The sequence below is a fragment of the Baekduia soli genome, assembly GCF_007970665.1.
Classification (GTDB): Bacteria; Actinomycetota; Thermoleophilia; order Solirubrobacterales; family Solirubrobacteraceae; genus Baekduia; species Baekduia soli.
On sequence record NZ_CP042430.1, the window covers coordinates 3,292,244 to 3,306,997 of the forward strand.

The following is a 14,754-nucleotide window of genomic DNA, read 5'->3' on the forward strand; positions in this document are numbered from 1 at the left end:
AATGCAGGCGTGCCCGAGACCCTCGTCCTCCTCCACGGCTTCGCCGGAACGCACCGTGCCTGGGACCTCGTCGTGCCCGAGCTGGATCGGGAACGCTACAGGCCGATCCTCCCCGACCTGCGCGGGCACGGGACGAAGGGCACCGTGCGCGCCATCTGCTTCGACGACTGCGTGCGCGACGTGCTCGCCCAGGCCCCCGAGCGCTTCGCGCTGTGCGGCTACTCCTTCGGGGGCCGGGTCGCCCAGCACGTCGCGCTGCAGGCGCCCGGGCGCGTCACGCGGCTCGTGCTCGTCTCGACGAGCGGCGGCCTGGAGGATCCCGCGGAGCGCGCGGCGCGCCGCGCCGAGGACGAGGCGCTGGCCGACGAGGTCGCCGGCATGAGCGGCGAGCGCTTCGCCGACCGCTGGCAGGCCCAGCCCGTGTTCGCGGGCACGCCGCCCGAGGCGGCCCGCTGGTGGCGGGCCGACCTGCTGCGCAACGACCCGCGGGGGCTGGCCGAGGCGCTGCGGACGCTGGGTCCGGGCGCCATGGAGCCGGTGTGGTCGCGCCTGGCCGCGCTGACGATGCCGGTCACGGTGGTGGTGGGCGAGCGCGACGCCAAGTTCCTGGCCCACGCGCGGCGCTACCTGGAGCTGCTGCCCGACGCCCGGCTCGTGGTGATCCCGGGGGCCGGACACGGGCTGCCGCGGGAGGCGCCGGCCGAGCTGGCGGCCGCGATCGCGGACCGCCCGGCGTGAGGCGCGCGCTCGGCGCCCTCGGCGCCGCCGGCGCGGCCCTCGCGCTGCTGGGCGGCGGGTGCGGCGGGGGCGGTGGGCCTGCCGGCGGCCCCGCGCACCGCCGGGGCGGGCCGGCGGCCACGACGTCTCCTGCGAGCGGGGCGGGCACCACCACCGCGCCTGCGGTGCGCACGACGCTGCGCCAGGCCATCGGCCAGCGGTTCGTGTTCGCGTTCACCGGCGCGCAGCCGCCCGCTGCGCTGCGGCGGCGCATCGCCCGCGGGGAGGCCGCCGGGGTCATCCTCTTCGGGCGCAACGTCCGCGACGTCGCCCAGGTGCGCCGGACCGTCGGCAGCCTGCAGGCCATCCGCCGCCCGGACGGGCTCGACGTGCCCTTGCTGGTCATGGTCGACCAGGAGGGTGGCCCCGTGCGCCGGCTGGCCGGGCCGCCGGCCGCCGCGGCCGGCGACACCGCGGGGACCACGCAGGCGCGCGCCAACGGGCGCGCCGCCGCCGGGCTGCTGCGGGCCGCGGGGATCAACGTCGACCTGGCCCCCGTGGTCGACGTCGCCCGGCCCGGCACCGCGCTGCTGGCCGAGCGCCGGGCCTACGGGACCGACCCCGCCACGGTGGCCGCGCGCGCGGGGGCCTTCGCGGCCGGGCTGCGGACCGGCGGGGTCCAGCCCGTGCTCAAGCACTTCCCCGGCCTCGGCGCGGCCGCGGCCAACACGGACGACGGCGCGGTCCGCATCGACCTGACGGCGGCCGAGCTGCGCCGCGTCGACGCCGCGCCCTACCGCGGTATCCGCGCGCCGGCGGTCATGGTGTCCACGGCGGTCTACCCGCGGGTCGACCCACGGCCCGCCGCGTTCTCGGAGCGCTGGGTGACCCGCGAGCTGCGCGGCGCGCTGGGCTTCGACGGGGTCACGATCACCGACGACCTGCAGGCGCCCGCCGTCACATCGTTCGGCACGCCGGCCCAGCTCGCGTTCTTCGCGATGCGCGCGGGCGTCGACCTGCCGCTGTTCGCCAAGTCCTACACGGCGGGCGCGCGCGCCGCGGCCGGCCTCGAGCGGGCTGTGCGCACGGGCGCGCTGCCGCGCGCGGCGCTGGACGCCGGCGTGCGCCGAGTGCTGGCCTGGCGCGGGCGGCTACCGGTCGCGGCGCGCTAGGGGTCGATGCCCAGGCCCGGTCCCGTGGGGACGCGGATGTGGCCCGCGCGGACGGGCAGCGCGGGGTGCTCGGCGCCGATCGCGGGCAGCGTGGCCAGGCCGCAGGGCAGCTCGACGCGCAGCGCCGCAGCGCAGTGCACGGCGGCGGCGATGCCGAGCGGGCCGTCGAGGGTGGACGCGACGTAGACCTCGGCGCCCAGCGCCCGCACGAGCGCGGCCTGGGCCACGAGCGTGCCGATGCCGCCGGCGCGCCCGATCTTCAGGCACACCGCGTCGGCGGCGCCCGAGGCGATCGCGCCGTGACGGGCCGCGGTCTCGTCCATCGCGATGCGCGCGGCGACGCGCTCGCGGACGGCGCGCAGCCGCTCGACGCCGCTCACCGGCTCCTCGACGAGCTCGAGGTCGTGGCGGGCCAGGCGTTCGATGGACGCCACGGCCTCCTCGACGTCCCACGCTCCGTTGGCGTCGACCCGCAGCGCCACGTGCGGGCCGACGGCCCGGCGCACGGCCTCCAGGCGGGCATCGTCGTCGCCGATGCCGACCTTGACCTTGACGCAGGAGAAGCCGGCGTCGGCCGCGGCCGCCGCCTCCTCGGCGGCCTGCGCCGGCTCGCCCGCGCCGATCGTCGCGTTGACGGGCACGTCGCGCAGCGGGCCGTCGGTCAGCAGCTCGGCCACCGGCCGCCCGGCCCGGCGCCCGGCCATGTCCCACAGCGCCAGGTCCACGGCGGCCAGCGCCTGGGGAAGGTCGGCGACGCGCCGGCAGCGGTCCAGCAGCTCGGGGCCGGTGCGCCCGTCGCCGTCGGCCAGCACGGCGGCGTAGCGCTGCAGCGCCTCGGACACGATCGCCAGCGACACGCCGTCATAGGCCTCCAGCGGCGCGGCCTCGCCGCGGCCGGCGACCCCGTCGCGCGCGGTGAGGGTGAGCACGAACGCGCCGCGGTCGGCGACCTCGCCGTAGGCGGTGCGCAGCGGGGTGCGCAGGCGGTGGGTGACCGGCTCGATGGCGACGTCCATGCGGGCCCGCAAGCCTGCCAGGTCCCCGATCCATCACGCGGCCTGATCGATGCGGACGCGGCCGTCCTGCGATCGGCCGCATGGAGCTCCGCCACCTTCGCACCATCGCCGCCGCCGCCCGCCACGGCTCGTTCGTGGGGCCTGAGCCCTAGCTCAGCAGCAGCCCGGCGCCGAGCAGCGCGCAGAACGCGAGCTGCAGCATCCCGGTCTTGGCCAGTGCGCCGTTGAGCGTCGGCCCGTCGTCGTGCGTGCGCACGAGGCGCACGAGCGGCACGGCGAGCGGCAGCGCCAGCCAGGTCAGCAGGAGCCAGGCGTCCAGGTCGCCCGCCAGCCACACGACCGCCGGGATCACGAAGGCCGCGAAGATCTCCAGCGCGTAGAGGTCGCGGGCGCGGGCACGGCCGAGGCGCACGGCGAGCGTGCGCTTGCCGACGCGCGCGTCGGTCGGCGCGTCGCGGATGTTGTTGACGTCGAGGATCGCGGCGGCGATCAGCCCGACGGGCACCGCGAGGGCGAACGCCTCCCACTCCAGGTGCTCGACCTGGGCGTAGTAGGAGCCCGTGACGGCCACCAGGCCGAAGAACAGGAACACGAACACGTCGCCCAGGCCCTCGTAGCCATAGGGCCGCGGGCCGCCCGTGTAGAGCACCCCGGCGAGGATCGACGCGGCCCCGATGGCCAGGATGACCCAGCCGGCGATGATGATGAGGTAGATCCCGCACAGCACCGCCACGCCGAAGCTCACGTAGGTCGCGGTGAGCACCTGGCGCGGCGGAACCAGGCCGCCGGCGGTGACCCGGACGGGCCCGAGGCGGTCCTCGGTGTCGGCGCCGCGGCGCGCGTCGGAGTAGTCGTTGGACAGGTTGGCGCCGACCTGGATGAAGATCGCGCCCAGCAGCGCGGCGATGAACGCCCCGGCCCGGAACGTGCCCTCGTGGATGGCCAGCGCCGTGCCGACCAGGACGGGCGCCACGCCCGCGGGGAGGGTGCGCGGCCGTGCCGCCATGAACCAGATGCGCAACGGAGCTCCCTACGCCCGGCGGGGGAACTGCGTGAAGTCCGGGCGGCGCTTGGCCTTGTAGGCCTCGCGGCCCTCCTTGGCCTCGTCGGAGGCGTAGAAGAGCAGGTTGGCGTCGTGGGCCAGCTGCTGGATGCCGGCGTAGCCGTCCTCGTGGGCGTGGAAGCTGGACTTGACCAGCCGCAGCGCGAAGGGGGAGAGCGCGAGCATCTCGGCACACCAGCCGATCGTCTCCTCCTCGAGGCGCTCCAGCGGGACCACCGTGTTGACCAGGCCCATGTCCAGGGCCTGCGCGGCGTCGTACTGGCGGCACAGCAGCCAGAACTCCTTGGCCTTCTTCGTCCCGACGAGGTCGCGCAGCAGCGAGGCGCCGAAGCCGCCGTCCCAGGAGCCCACGCGAGGCCCGGTCTGCCCGAAGCGCGCGTTGTCGGCCGCGATCGTCAGGTCGCAGCACAGGTGCAGGACGTGGCCGCCGCCGATCGCGTACCCGGCGACCATCGCGACGACCGGCTTGGGCAGCCGGCGCATCTGGATCTGCAGGTCGGTCACGTGGAAGCGCCCGACGGTCTCGCCCTCGGGGATGTAGCCCGTGTCGCCGCGGACGTTCTGGTCCCCGCCCGAGCAGAACGCGTGCGGCCCCTCGCCCGTGAGGATGATCACGCCGACCTCGGCGTCCTCGCGGGCCAGCTCCAGGGCGTGGGAGACCTCGACGAGCGTTTGGGGCCGGAACGCGTTTCGGACCTCGGGGCGGTCGATCGTGATCTTCGCGATCCCGCCCGCCGGGGTGGCGGTGCGCTCGTAGCGGATGTCGGTGAAGTCGGAGTCGCTTGCGGGGGTCCAGGTCACGGCCATGCCCCGCAGGCTACTTTCCGACCGATGATCGTCGAGTCCTGGTTGGCGAGGGCGGCGCGTGCGCACCCCGGTCGCGCCGCGGTCAACGCGCTCACCTACTCCGAGCTGTACGAGCGCGCACGCGCCGGGGCGGCCACGCTGCCCCGCGGCGCCCGCGTCGGCCTGGCGCTGGCGCCGGGGGAGGACTTCGTGGTGGCCCTGCACGCCACGCTGCTGGCCGGAGCGCTGGCGGTCCCGGTCGACCTGCGGCTGACCGCGGCCGAGCGCCCGGCCGTCGACGTGCTCCTTCAGGAGCCGCTGGAGGCGGCCGCCGCCGGCGGCGCCGCCGCCCCCGCCGAGCACGACCTCGAAGCGCCCGCGATCCTCGTGCACAGCTCGGGCACCACGGGCCGCCCCAAGCCCGTCCGCCTGACCTACGGCAACTGGCTGTGGAGCGCGCTGGGCTCCGCGGTGGCCCTCGGGCTCGATCCCGCCGAGCGCTGGCTGTGCACGCTGCCGCTCAGCCACGTCGGCGGGCTGTCGATCCTGCTGCGCAGCGCGATCTACGGCACGACCGCCGTCGTGCACGAGCGCTTCGACACCGAGCGCGTGCTCGCGGCGCTGCGCGCCGACGAGGGTCCGACGATCGTCTCCCTGGTGCCCACGACGCTCGCCCGCCTGCTCGACGCCGGGCTGCGCGACCCGCCCGCGCTGCGCTGGGCGCTGCTGGGCGGCGCGCCCATGCCCGACGCGCTGCTGGAGCGCGCCGCGCAGGCCCGGGTGCCCGTGGCGCCGACCTACGGGCTGACGGAGGCCTGCTCGCAGGTGACGACGCACGGCGTCCCGCTGTTCTGCACCCGCGTCACGCTGGCCGGCGACGGCGAGATCGTCGTGGCAGGCCCGACCGTCTCGCCCGACGCCGGCGGCCCGCTGGCCACGGGCGACCTGGGCGCACGGGACGCCGACGGCCGGCTGCAGATCGTCGGGCGCAAGGCCGACACGATCGTCACGGGCGGCGAGAACGTCGCGCCCGCCGAGGTCGAGGCCGCCCTCGAGGCCCATCCGGGCGTCGCCGAGGCCGGCGTGACCGCGCGGCCCGACCCCGAGTGGGGCGAGGCGGTCGTGGCGCTCGTGCGCCTGCGCGAGGGCGCCGCCGTGGCGCCCGGCGAGCTGGCCGCGCACTGCGCGGGGCGCCTCGCACGCTTCAAGGTGCCCAAGGACTTCATCTTCGTCGCGGAGGAGCTGCCGCGGACGGGCTCGGGGAAGCTGCTGCGCCGTAGGCTGGTGGTCGATGGCCCTCGACGACCCTGACCAGGAGCGTGCCGACAGCCGCGAGCGCTGGGAGCGCGCCGCGCCCGGGTGGGAGTCCGGCGCCGACGCCTTCCATGCCGGCGCGCTGCCCGTGGCCCACTGGATGGTCGACCGCCTGGACCCCCAGCCGGGCCAGACCGTGCTCGAGCTGGCCGCCGGCCGGGGTGACGTCGGGTTCCTGGCCGCCGAGCTGCTTCACCCCGGCGGACGGCTGATCTGCACCGACGGCGCCGAGGCGATGGTCGAGGTGGCCCGCCGCCGCGGCGAGGAGCTCGGCGTGCGCGGCGTGGAGTTCCGCCCCATGGAGCTGGAGTGGATCGATGAGAAGCTCGCGTCGGTCGACGGGATCCTCTGCCGCTTCGGCTACATGCACGCCGTGGACCCCGAGGCCGCGCTGCGCGAGGCGCGGCGGGTCCTGCGGCCCGGCGGCCGGCTCGTGCTGGCCGTGTGGGCGCCCGCCGAGGACAACCTCTGGCTCTCGGCGCTGGCCGAGGAGGCCGTGCGCGCCGGGCACATCGTCCCGCCCTCCGACGGCGCGCCGGGCGCCTTCGCCCTCGCGGCGCCCGGGGTCGTGGACGAGCTGCTGGCCGACGCGGGCTTCGAGGACGTCGAGGTCGAGCCGATCGAGCTGCTGTTCCGCGCGCCCGGCGTGGACGCGTGGTGGGAGACCGTACGCGAGATGTCGAGCTCCATGCGGCCCGTGCTCGACGCCCTGTCGCCCGCCGACCACTACCGCCTGCGCGACGCCGTCGAGGCGCGGTGGGCGCCCTTCGTCGCCGGCGACGGCACGATCGCGCTGCCCGGCCGTGCGCTGGGCGTGGCCGCCGGGGCCTGAGCGCACCCACGCGGCGCCTGGAGGCCCGCCCGCCATAGACTTCCGGGCCCATGTACTACGACGACGACGCAGATCTCACGCTCCTGGACGGCAAGACCGTCGCCATCATCGGCTTCGGCTCCCAGGGCCACGCCCACGCCCAGAACCTCAAGGACTCCGGCGTGAACGTCGTCGTAGGCCTGCGTGAGGACTCGGCGTCGGTCGCCCAGGCCAAGGCCGCCGGCCTCGAGGTGCTCGGCGTCGCCGACGCCGCCAGCCGCGGCGACATCGTGATGATGCTCGTGCCCGACGAGCTGCACCGCCAGGTGTGGGAGCAGGTCCGCGACGGCGTCGCCGAGGGCAACCTCCTGCTCTTCGGCCACGGCTTCTCGATCCTCTACGGCGAGGTCGAGCCGCCCGCGGGCGTCGACGTCGGGCTCGTGGCGCCCAAGGGCCCGGGCCACCTCGTCCGCCGCCAGTACGTCGAGGGCTCGGGCGTCCCCGGCCTCGTGGCGATCGAGCAGGACGCGACGGGGAACGCCAAGGCCCTGGCCCTGGCCTACGCCAAGGGCATCGGCTGCACCCGCGGCGGCGTGTTCGACACGACGTTCAAGGAGGAGACCGAGACCGACCTCTTCGGCGAGCAGGCCGTGCTCTGCGGCGGCGCCAGCGCGCTCGTGCAGGCCGGCTTCGACACCCTCGTCGAGGCGGGCTACGACCCGCAGATGGCCTACTTCGAGTGCCTGCACGAGCTCAAGCTCATCGTGGACCTCATGTACGAGAAGGGCCTGGCGGGGATGCGCTACTCGATCTCCAACACGGCCGAGTACGGCGACTACACGCGCGGGCCGCGTGTCGTCAACGACGCCACCCGCGCGGAGATGAGGCGCATCCTGGCCGAGATCCAGGACGGCACGTTCGCCCGCGAGTGGATCGCCGAGAACCGTGCCGGCCAGGAGAACTTCAAGCGCATGCGCGCCGAGCAGGCCGACACGCAGGTCGAGACCGTCGGCAAGGAGCTGCGGTCGCACATGGACTGGATCCAGACCGAGTTCGACTGACCTCGCCCCGAGGGCGAGGTCGGTTCCGCGGGAGCTCGCCCAGGGGCTCGCTCCCGCGGCTCTGGGCACGCCGGCGCCTGACCGGGGCGCCGGCGGCCGTGTTCGATACCCTGTCCCGACCGTCGCGACTGGCGTCTCGAGGTGGGTCACCACCGGGGAGCGACGGGTCTCCGCCGCCGCACGCCTGGGCACTCCCAACTCGACCCCCGAGGAGCCCCATGACGACGAGCGCGACGACGCTCACCATCCCGGAAGCCCTGAAGCCCGCCGACGGCCGCTTCGGCTGCGGACCGTCCAAGGTCCGTCCGGAGCAGCTGCAGCGCCTGGCCGGCGCGCAGGCCCATCTCCTGGGCACCTCGCACCGTCAGAAGTCCGTCCGCGAACTGGTCGGACGCGTCCGCGGCGGCCTGGCCGACCTCTTCTCGCTGCCCGACGGCTACGTCGTCGCGCTGGGCAACGGCGGCACCACGGCGTTCTGGGACGCGGCCGCGGCCGGGCTCATCCGGGAGCGCTCGCTGCACCTGAGCTTCGGCGAGTTCTCCAACAAGTTCGCCTCCGTCGTCGCCGGCGCGCCGTTCCTCGGCGAGCCGACGGTGCTCAAGGCCGACGCGGGCGACGCGCCGGCGCCCGCCGGCGAGGCCGGCGTCGACGCCGTCGCCTGGGCCCACAACGAGACCTCGACGGGCGTCATGGTGCCCGTGAGCCGGCCGCCCGGCGATGCGCTCGTGCTCATCGACGCGACCTCGGGCGCCGGCGGGCTGCCCGTCGACGTGGCCGACAGCGACGTGTACTACTTCGCGCCGCAGAAGTGCTTCGCCTCCGACGGCGGACTGTGGCTCGCGCTGCTCAGCCCGGCCGCCCAGGAGCGCATCGCCGAGGTCGCGGCCCGCGGCGACCGCTGGATCCCCGAGTTCCTGTCGCTGACCACGGCGCTGGACAACTCGCTCAAGGACCAGACCTACAACACGCCCGCGCTCGGCACGCTCATCCTGCTCGAGGCCCAGCTGGACTGGATGAACGGCAATGGCGGCCTGGACTGGTGCGTGGGGCGCACGACCGCGTCCTCGGACCACCTCTACGGCTGGGCGGAGGCGTCGTCCTTCGCGACGCCGTTCGTGGCCGACGCGGCCAAGCGCTCGCTCGTCGTCGGCACGATCGACTTCGAGGAGGGCGTCGACGCCGCCGCTGTGGCCGCCACGCTGCGCGCCAACGGCATCGTCGACACCGAGCCCTACCGCAAGCTCGGCCGCAACCAGCTGCGCATCGCGATGTTCCCGGCGATCGAGCCCGCCGACGTCCAGGCGCTGACGGCGTGCATCGACTTCGTCGTGGAGCAGACCGCATGACCCGCGTGCTCGTGGCCGAGAAGATCGGCGCCAGCGGCATCGACCTGCTGCGCCGCCACTTCGACGTCGACACCGCCTTCGACGCCGACGGCTTCGACCTCGAGGCCCGCATCGGCGACTACGACGGGCTGCTCATCCGGTCGGCCACCCAGGTCACGGCCGACCTCATCGGGCGCGCGACCAACCTGAAGGCCATCGGCCGCGCCGGCGTCGGCGTCGACAACGTCGACGTGCCCGCCGCCACCAAGCGCGGCATCGTGGTGGCCAACGCGCCCGAGTCCAACGTCGTCACCGCGGCGGAGCACACGATGGCGCTGCTGCTCGCGCTCGCGCGCAACGTGCCGCAGGCCCACGCCGCGCTGGTCCAGGGCAAGTGGGAGCGCTCCAAGTGGTCGGGCGTCGAGCTCGACGGCAAGACGCTCGGCATCCTGGGCTTCGGCCGCATCGGCCAGCTGGTCGCCCAGCGCGCCCGCGCGTTCGGCATGCGGATCCTGGCCTACGACCCGTTCGTGTCGGCCGAGCGCTACAAGGAGCTCGGGGTCGCGAAGGCCGAGGACTCCGACGCGATCTACGCCGAGGCCGACTTCATCACCCTGCACCTGCCCAAGACCCCGGAGACCGAGGGCTGGCTCGACGCCGAGGCGCTGGCCAAGTGCAAGGACGGGGTGCGCGTGCTCAACGTCGCCCGCGGCCCGCTCATCGTCGACGCCGACCTCGAGGCCGCGCTGGACTCGGGCAAGGTCGGGGGCGCGGCGCTGGACGTCTTCCGCTCCGAGCCGGTCACCGAGCACCCGCTCTTCGGGCGCGACAACGTCATCGTCACCCCGCACCTGGGCGCCTCGACCGCCGAGGCGACCGACCGCGCGGGCTTCCAGGCCGCCGAGCAGGTCGTCGCGGCGCTGACCGGCGGCGCGGTGACCACGGCGGTCAACGTGCCCGCGATCAAGGCCGAGGACCTCGAGGTGCTCGGGCCCTACGTGCCGCTGTGCACCGCGCTGGGCCGCCTGGCCGTCACGCTGGTCGCCGGGTCCTCCGTCGACCGCGTCGAGGTCGAGCTGCTCGGGCGCATCGCCGACCGCGACACGCGCCCGCTGGGCACCGCGACGCTGCTCGGCGTCCTGCAGGGCCACACGGAGGAGGACGTCAACGTCGTCAACGCCCCGGCCGTGGCCGAGGAGCGGGGCATCCAGGTCGTCGAGTCGCGCAACAGCAGCGCGCGCGACTTCGAGAACCTCGTCCGCGTGACCGTGCGCTCCGGGGACCGTGCCGAGCGCGTCGTCGGCACCACGTTCGGCCGCCGCAACCGCCGCCACCTCCTCGAGGCCTGGGGTCAGCGCTTCGACGTCCAACTCGAGGAGCACCTGGCGATCTTCCGCTACGAGGACCGCCCGGGCATGATCGGCCGCATCGGCACGGCCTTCGGCGAGGCCGGGGTCAACATCGTGTCGGCCGCCGTGGGCCGTCGGGACGACCTCGCCGACGGCGCGCCGCACGAGGCCGTCATGGTCGTCACGACCGACGCGGCGGTGCCGCGCGACGTCGTGGCGGGGATGGTGGCCTCCGACGGGTTCCAGGACGGGCACGCCATCACGCTCTGATGGCGGAACGCCGCGCCCAGCGGGCTCGGGTTCCGGTCGCGACCTCGCGCAGCCGGTTCGCGAGGCGGTGGCGGCCATGAACGCGCTGAGGCCCGACCCGGTCGTCTACCAGGTCTACCCTCGCTCCTTCCAGGACGCCGACGGCGACGGCGAGGGGGACCTGGCCGGGATCACGCAGCGCCTCGGCCACATCGCGGCGCTGGGCGCCGACGCGGTGTGGCTGTCGCCCGTCTACCCGTCGCCGATGGCCGACGGCGGCTACGACGGCGCCGACTACACCGGGATCGACCCGCGCTTCGGGACGCTCGCGGACGCCGACCGTCTCATCGCCCGGGCCCACCAGCTCGGCCTGCAGGTGCTCTTCGACGCCGTGCCGTGCCACACGTCGATCGAGCACCCGTGGTTCACCGAGCATCCCGACTACTACGTGTGGTCGGACCGCGACGGGCCCCAGAACGGCTGGCGCCAGGCCTTCGGCGGCCCGGCGTGGTCGCGCGACCCACACGGGCGCGGCTGGTACCTGCACTCCTTCTACCCCGAGCAGCCCGACCTGGACTGGCGGAACCCCGCCGTGGGCGCGGCGTTCGGCGCCGCGCTGGGCTTCTGGCTGGACCGCGGGGTCGACGGCTTCCGGCTCGACGCGCTGGACCGCCTGCTCAAGGACCCGCAGCGGCGCGACGATCCGCCGCGCACGCCCGACAGCCCGCCGGCGCTGCCCGAGGTCAGCCCCGACAACGCCGCGCTGCGCCAGGTCCACTCGCGCAACGCCCCCGACGTCGGCGTGGCGCTGGCGACGCTGCGCGAGGCGGTCGGCCCGGCGTACCTGGTCGGCGAGGTCTACCTGCCCTCCTCGGGGCTCGCGCCCTACCTCGAGCACCTCGACGCCGCGTTCTCCTTCGAGCTGTTCCACAGCCCATGGGACGCGCGGTCGGTGCGCCACGCGCTGGACGAGGCGCAGGTCCTGCCCGAGGGCCGCGCGGCGTGGGTGCTGTCCAACCACGACTTCCCGCGCCTGCCCACGCGCGTGGGCGAGGCCAACATCCGCGCCGCCGCGCTGCTCCTGCTCACCCTGCCGGGGGCCGCGTTCGTCTACCAGGGCGACGAGGTCGGGATGGCCGACGGACCGGGGCGCGCCCACGACCCGCTGGGCCGGGGCCCCGACGACCGCCACGGCCGCGACGGCTTCCGCCACCCCATGCCGTGGGACGCCACGCCCGGCGGAGGCTTCAGCACGGCGATCCCGTGGATGCCGGCCGACGACCCGGCCCGGCGCAACGTCGCCGACCAGGAGCGCGACCCGGGGTCGCTGCTGCACCTCTACCGCGACCTGATCGCCGCGCGTCGCCGCCTGCAGGGCCCGGTCGAGCTGGTGCGCCACGGTGTCGCCGAGGACGTCGTGGCGTTCTCACGGGGCGGCCATCTCGTCGCGCTGAACCTCGGTGCGACGACGCAGCCGGCGCCCGCCGCCGGCGATCTGGTGCGCCACACGCACCACGTCAAGGGTGGCGGGGCGCCCACCTCGCTGGCCCCCGGCGAGGGCTTCCTCGCCGCAGTCCCGCGTCACTGAGGCGCTCCCGCGAACACTCAGGTTTCCTGAGTCTCGCGCAAGGTTCGTGGCATCGGTTACAAAACGTGTCGTGGGGGTAGGGTGCGCGCATGTGGAGGAGGAGGGTCTTCGGGGCCATGGCCGTCGCTACGTCGATGTTCGCGGTGGCCGCCTGCGGGGGAGGGGGCAGCAGCTCGGGCCGGGTGACCCTGAACTGGTTCATCTTCAACGAGCCCAGCGGCGGCGTGCAGGCCGCGGCCAAGAAGTGCTCGGCCGCCTCCGACGGGCAGTACACGATCAAGTTCCAGTACCTGCCCTCGCAGGCCGACTCGCAGCGCGAGCAGCTCGTGCGCCGGCTCGGCGCCAAGGACTCCTCGCTGGACCTGCTCGGCCTCGACGTCGTATGGACCGGCGAGTTCGCCAACGCGGGCTGGATCGAGCCGGTGCCGGCCGACCTCCAGGACGCCACGAAGAGCGACTTCCCGAGCGTGCTGAACACGGCCAAGTTCGAGAACAAGCTCTACGCCGTGCCGATCTGGTCCAACACCCAGCTGCTGTGGTACCGCAAGGACCGCGTGCCGACGGCACCCAAGACCTGGGACGAGATGCTGCAGATGGCGTCCAAGCTCGGGCCCGCCAAGGGGCAGATCCAGGTCCAGGCCAACAAGTACGAGGGCCTCGTCGTGTGGGCCAACGCGATGATCGCCTCGGCGGGCACGTCGATCCTCGCCGGCCCGGAGAAGATCGCGCTCGACGAGGCCAAGACGGAGAAGGCGCTGGCGCTGATGGGCCGCCTGGGCCGCTCGCCCGAGCACGCCCCGAACATCGACACGTCGACGGAGGACACGGCCCGCCTGGGCTTCGAGTCCGGCAGCTCGGCCTTCATGATCAACTACCCGTTCGTCTACCCGTCGGCGAAGTCCAACGCCCCGGCGGTGTTCAAGCAGATCGCCGCCGCCAAGTTCCCGCAGGTGGACCCGGGCCGGCCGAGCAAGCCCCCGCTGGGCGGCATCAACATCGCGGTCTCGGCCTACTCCCACCACCAGGCGGCGGCCTTTGCGGCGGTCAAGTGCCTCATCCAGCCGGCCAACCAGCTCAACATCGCCAAGCTGGGCGGCCTGCCGCCGGTCGACGCCTCCGTCTACGACCAGCCCGCGCTGAACAAGGACGTCTACCCGGGCTTCGCCGACCTCATCAAGCAGTCGATCCAGGACGCCGCGCCGCGGCCGTCGGAGTCACCGGCCTACCAGGACCTCTCGCTGGCCATCCAGGAGGCGCTGCACCCCGTGACCAGCATCGACCCCAACAACCCGAAGGCCGCCTACAGCAAGCTCAAGGACAAGGTCCAACAGGCGGTCGACCGAAAGGGCCTGCTGTGAGCTCGACCGCCGCCACCGACGTCGTCCCCGGCACGGCGCCGTCGGGCAAGGGGAAGCTGACCGAGAAGACGCGCGCCGAGCGCAAGCTCGGGCTGATGCTCTGCGCGCCGGCCGTGGTGATGATGCTCCTCGTCACCGCCTATCCGATCGTCTACGCGATCATCCTGTCGCTGCAGAAGAAGGACCTCCGGTTCCCCGCCGAGGGCGGCTTCGTCGGCCTGAGCAACTACATCACGGTGCTCGGCTCGAGCCTGTGGTGGCAGTCCGTGTTCAACACGGCGTTCATCACGGTGATCTCCGTCGCCATCGAGCTCGTCATCGGCATGGCCGTGGCGCTGATCATGCACCGCGCCATCTTCGGTCGCGGGCTCGTGCGCACGTCGGTGCTGATCCCCTACGGCATCGTGACCGTCGTCGCCGCGTTCGCCTGGTTCTACGCGTTCGACCCGGGCAGCGGCTTCGTCAACCACCTGCCGCTCATCGCCGACAACAAGGCCTGGTTCGGCGGGCGCTTCAGCTCCTTCGCGGTGATCATCATGGCCGAGGTCTGGAAGACGACGCCGTTCATGGCGCTGCTGCTCCTGGCCGGCCTGGCGACGATCGACGAGAGCCTCTACGAGGCGGCCCGCGTCGACGGCGCATCGGCCTGGCAGCGGTTCACGCGCATCACGCTGCCGCTGCTCAAGCCGGCCCTGCTCGTCGCGCTGCTGTTCCGCACGCTCGACGCGTTCCGGGTCTTCGACTCGATCTTCATCATGACCAAGGGCGCGCAGAACACCGAGTCGGTGTCGATCGTGGGCTACCAGCAGCTGCTCTCGCGCCTGAACCTCGGGCTCGGATCGGCGGTCTCGGTCCTGATCTTCCTCATCGTGCTGCTCATCGCGTTCGCGTTCGTCAAGGGGTTCGGCACCACCGTGCCCAAGGGCGGAGGACAGGAGGACTGAC

Annotated in this window: 13 protein-coding genes and 1 riboswitch; of the genes, 10 read left to right on the forward strand and 3 right to left on the reverse strand. The window is 74.2% G+C overall.

All coding sequences use genetic code 11. The features are described from left to right. Positions 1 to 9 precede the first annotated feature (9 nt). Positions 10 to 738 carry an alpha/beta fold hydrolase gene (locus FSW04_RS15645; RefSeq protein ID WP_187368830.1) on the forward strand — a complete coding sequence of 243 codons (729 nt, stop codon included), beginning with the start codon at positions 10 to 12 and terminating at the stop codon, positions 736 to 738. Continuing rightward, entirely contained in the window at positions 735 to 1,889 is a 1,155-nt protein-coding gene (locus FSW04_RS15650) for a glycoside hydrolase family 3 N-terminal domain-containing protein (RefSeq protein ID WP_146920876.1), read from the forward strand. Before FSW04_RS15645 ends, FSW04_RS15650 begins: the two co-directional genes overlap by 4 nt. Here the strand turns inward: FSW04_RS15650 and FSW04_RS15655 are convergent. The 3 genes from FSW04_RS15655 to menB all read right to left on the reverse strand — a co-directional run bounded on the left by FSW04_RS15655 (position 1,886) and on the right by menB (position 4,775). Then, positions 1,886 to 2,905, reverse strand: coding sequence for a mandelate racemase/muconate lactonizing enzyme family protein (locus FSW04_RS15655; protein WP_146920878.1), 1,020 nt, complete (start codon positions 2,903 to 2,905; stop codon positions 1,886 to 1,888). The genes FSW04_RS15650 and FSW04_RS15655 overlap by 4 nt on opposite strands. A gap of 148 nt (positions 2,906 to 3,053) precedes the next feature. Next, the gene (locus FSW04_RS15660) at positions 3,054 to 3,926 is read right to left on the reverse strand and encodes a 1,4-dihydroxy-2-naphthoate polyprenyltransferase (RefSeq protein ID WP_228430495.1); all 873 of its coding nucleotides are present in this window, start codon (positions 3,924 to 3,926) and stop codon (positions 3,054 to 3,056) included. A 9-nt stretch (positions 3,927 to 3,935) separates the two neighbouring features. Continuing rightward, the gene (menB, locus tag FSW04_RS15665) at positions 3,936 to 4,775 is read right to left on the reverse strand and encodes a 1,4-dihydroxy-2-naphthoyl-CoA synthase (protein ID WP_146920880.1); all 840 of its coding nucleotides are present in this window, start codon (positions 4,773 to 4,775) and stop codon (positions 3,936 to 3,938) included. A 24-nt stretch (positions 4,776 to 4,799) separates the two neighbouring features. On the opposite strand from menB, the gene FSW04_RS15670 reads away from it, so the two are divergent. From FSW04_RS15670 to FSW04_RS15705, 8 genes are all read left to right on the forward strand, one after another. Then, the gene (locus FSW04_RS15670) at positions 4,800 to 6,065 is read left to right on the forward strand and encodes an AMP-binding protein (protein ID WP_146920883.1); all 1,266 of its coding nucleotides are present in this window, start codon (positions 4,800 to 4,802) and stop codon (positions 6,063 to 6,065) included. Further along, positions 6,046 to 6,900 (forward strand): class I SAM-dependent methyltransferase, encoded by an 855-nt coding sequence (locus FSW04_RS15675; protein WP_146920885.1) that lies wholly within the window; start codon positions 6,046 to 6,048, stop codon positions 6,898 to 6,900. The genes FSW04_RS15670 and FSW04_RS15675 overlap by 20 nt, the downstream gene beginning before the upstream one ends. A gap of 50 nt (positions 6,901 to 6,950) precedes the next feature. Continuing rightward, positions 6,951 to 7,940: a ketol-acid reductoisomerase gene (gene ilvC / locus FSW04_RS15680; RefSeq protein ID WP_146920887.1), complete on the forward strand. Its 990-nt coding sequence runs from the start codon at positions 6,951 to 6,953 to the stop codon at positions 7,938 to 7,940. Positions 7,941 to 8,054: 114 nt separating this feature from the next. After that, a riboswitch (ZMP/ZTP riboswitch) is annotated at positions 8,055 to 8,137 on the forward strand. A gap of 21 nt (positions 8,138 to 8,158) precedes the next feature. Continuing rightward, positions 8,159 to 9,286: a phosphoserine transaminase gene (serC, locus tag FSW04_RS15685; protein WP_146920890.1), complete on the forward strand. Its 1,128-nt coding sequence runs from the start codon at positions 8,159 to 8,161 to the stop codon at positions 9,284 to 9,286. Further along, positions 9,283 to 10,884, forward strand: a complete 1,602-nt coding sequence (serA, locus tag FSW04_RS15690; protein ID WP_146920892.1) for a phosphoglycerate dehydrogenase — start codon at positions 9,283 to 9,285, stop codon at positions 10,882 to 10,884. Before serC ends, serA begins: the two co-directional genes overlap by 4 nt. A gap of 76 nt (positions 10,885 to 10,960) precedes the next feature. Continuing rightward, a complete protein-coding gene (locus FSW04_RS15695) occupies positions 10,961 to 12,451 on the forward strand; it encodes an alpha-amylase family glycosyl hydrolase (RefSeq protein WP_146920894.1) in 1,491 nt (496 codons plus the stop codon). A gap of 116 nt (positions 12,452 to 12,567) precedes the next feature. After that, positions 12,568 to 13,809, forward strand: a complete 1,242-nt coding sequence (locus tag FSW04_RS15700; RefSeq protein ID WP_187368831.1) for an extracellular solute-binding protein — start codon at positions 12,568 to 12,570, stop codon at positions 13,807 to 13,809. Further along, a complete protein-coding gene (locus FSW04_RS15705; protein WP_228430496.1) occupies positions 13,806 to 14,753 on the forward strand; it encodes a carbohydrate ABC transporter permease in 948 nt (315 codons plus the stop codon). Before FSW04_RS15700 ends, FSW04_RS15705 begins: the two co-directional genes overlap by 4 nt. Position 14,754 lies beyond the last annotated feature (1 nt).

Coding starts and splice junctions, on each gene's coding strand:
- FSW04_RS15655 (WP_146920878.1), bottom strand. CDS start 2,905: ATGGACGTCGCCATCGAGCCGGTCACCCACCGCCTGCGCACCCCGCTG.
- menB (WP_146920880.1), bottom strand. CDS start 4,775: ATGGCCGTGACCTGGACCCCCGCAAGCGACTCCGACTTCACCGACATC.
- FSW04_RS15670 (WP_146920883.1), top strand. CDS start 4,800: ATGATCGTCGAGTCCTGGTTGGCGAGGGCGGCGCGTGCGCACCCCGGT.
- FSW04_RS15675 (WP_146920885.1), top strand. CDS start 6,046: ATGGCCCTCGACGACCCTGACCAGGAGCGTGCCGACAGCCGCGAGCGC.
- ilvC (WP_146920887.1), top strand. CDS start 6,951: ATGTACTACGACGACGACGCAGATCTCACGCTCCTGGACGGCAAGACC.
- serC (WP_146920890.1), top strand. CDS start 8,159: ATGACGACGAGCGCGACGACGCTCACCATCCCGGAAGCCCTGAAGCCC.
- serA (WP_146920892.1), top strand. CDS start 9,283: ATGACCCGCGTGCTCGTGGCCGAGAAGATCGGCGCCAGCGGCATCGAC.
- FSW04_RS15695 (WP_146920894.1), top strand. CDS start 10,961: ATGAACGCGCTGAGGCCCGACCCGGTCGTCTACCAGGTCTACCCTCGC.
- FSW04_RS15700 (WP_187368831.1), top strand. CDS start 12,568: ATGGCCGTCGCTACGTCGATGTTCGCGGTGGCCGCCTGCGGGGGAGGG.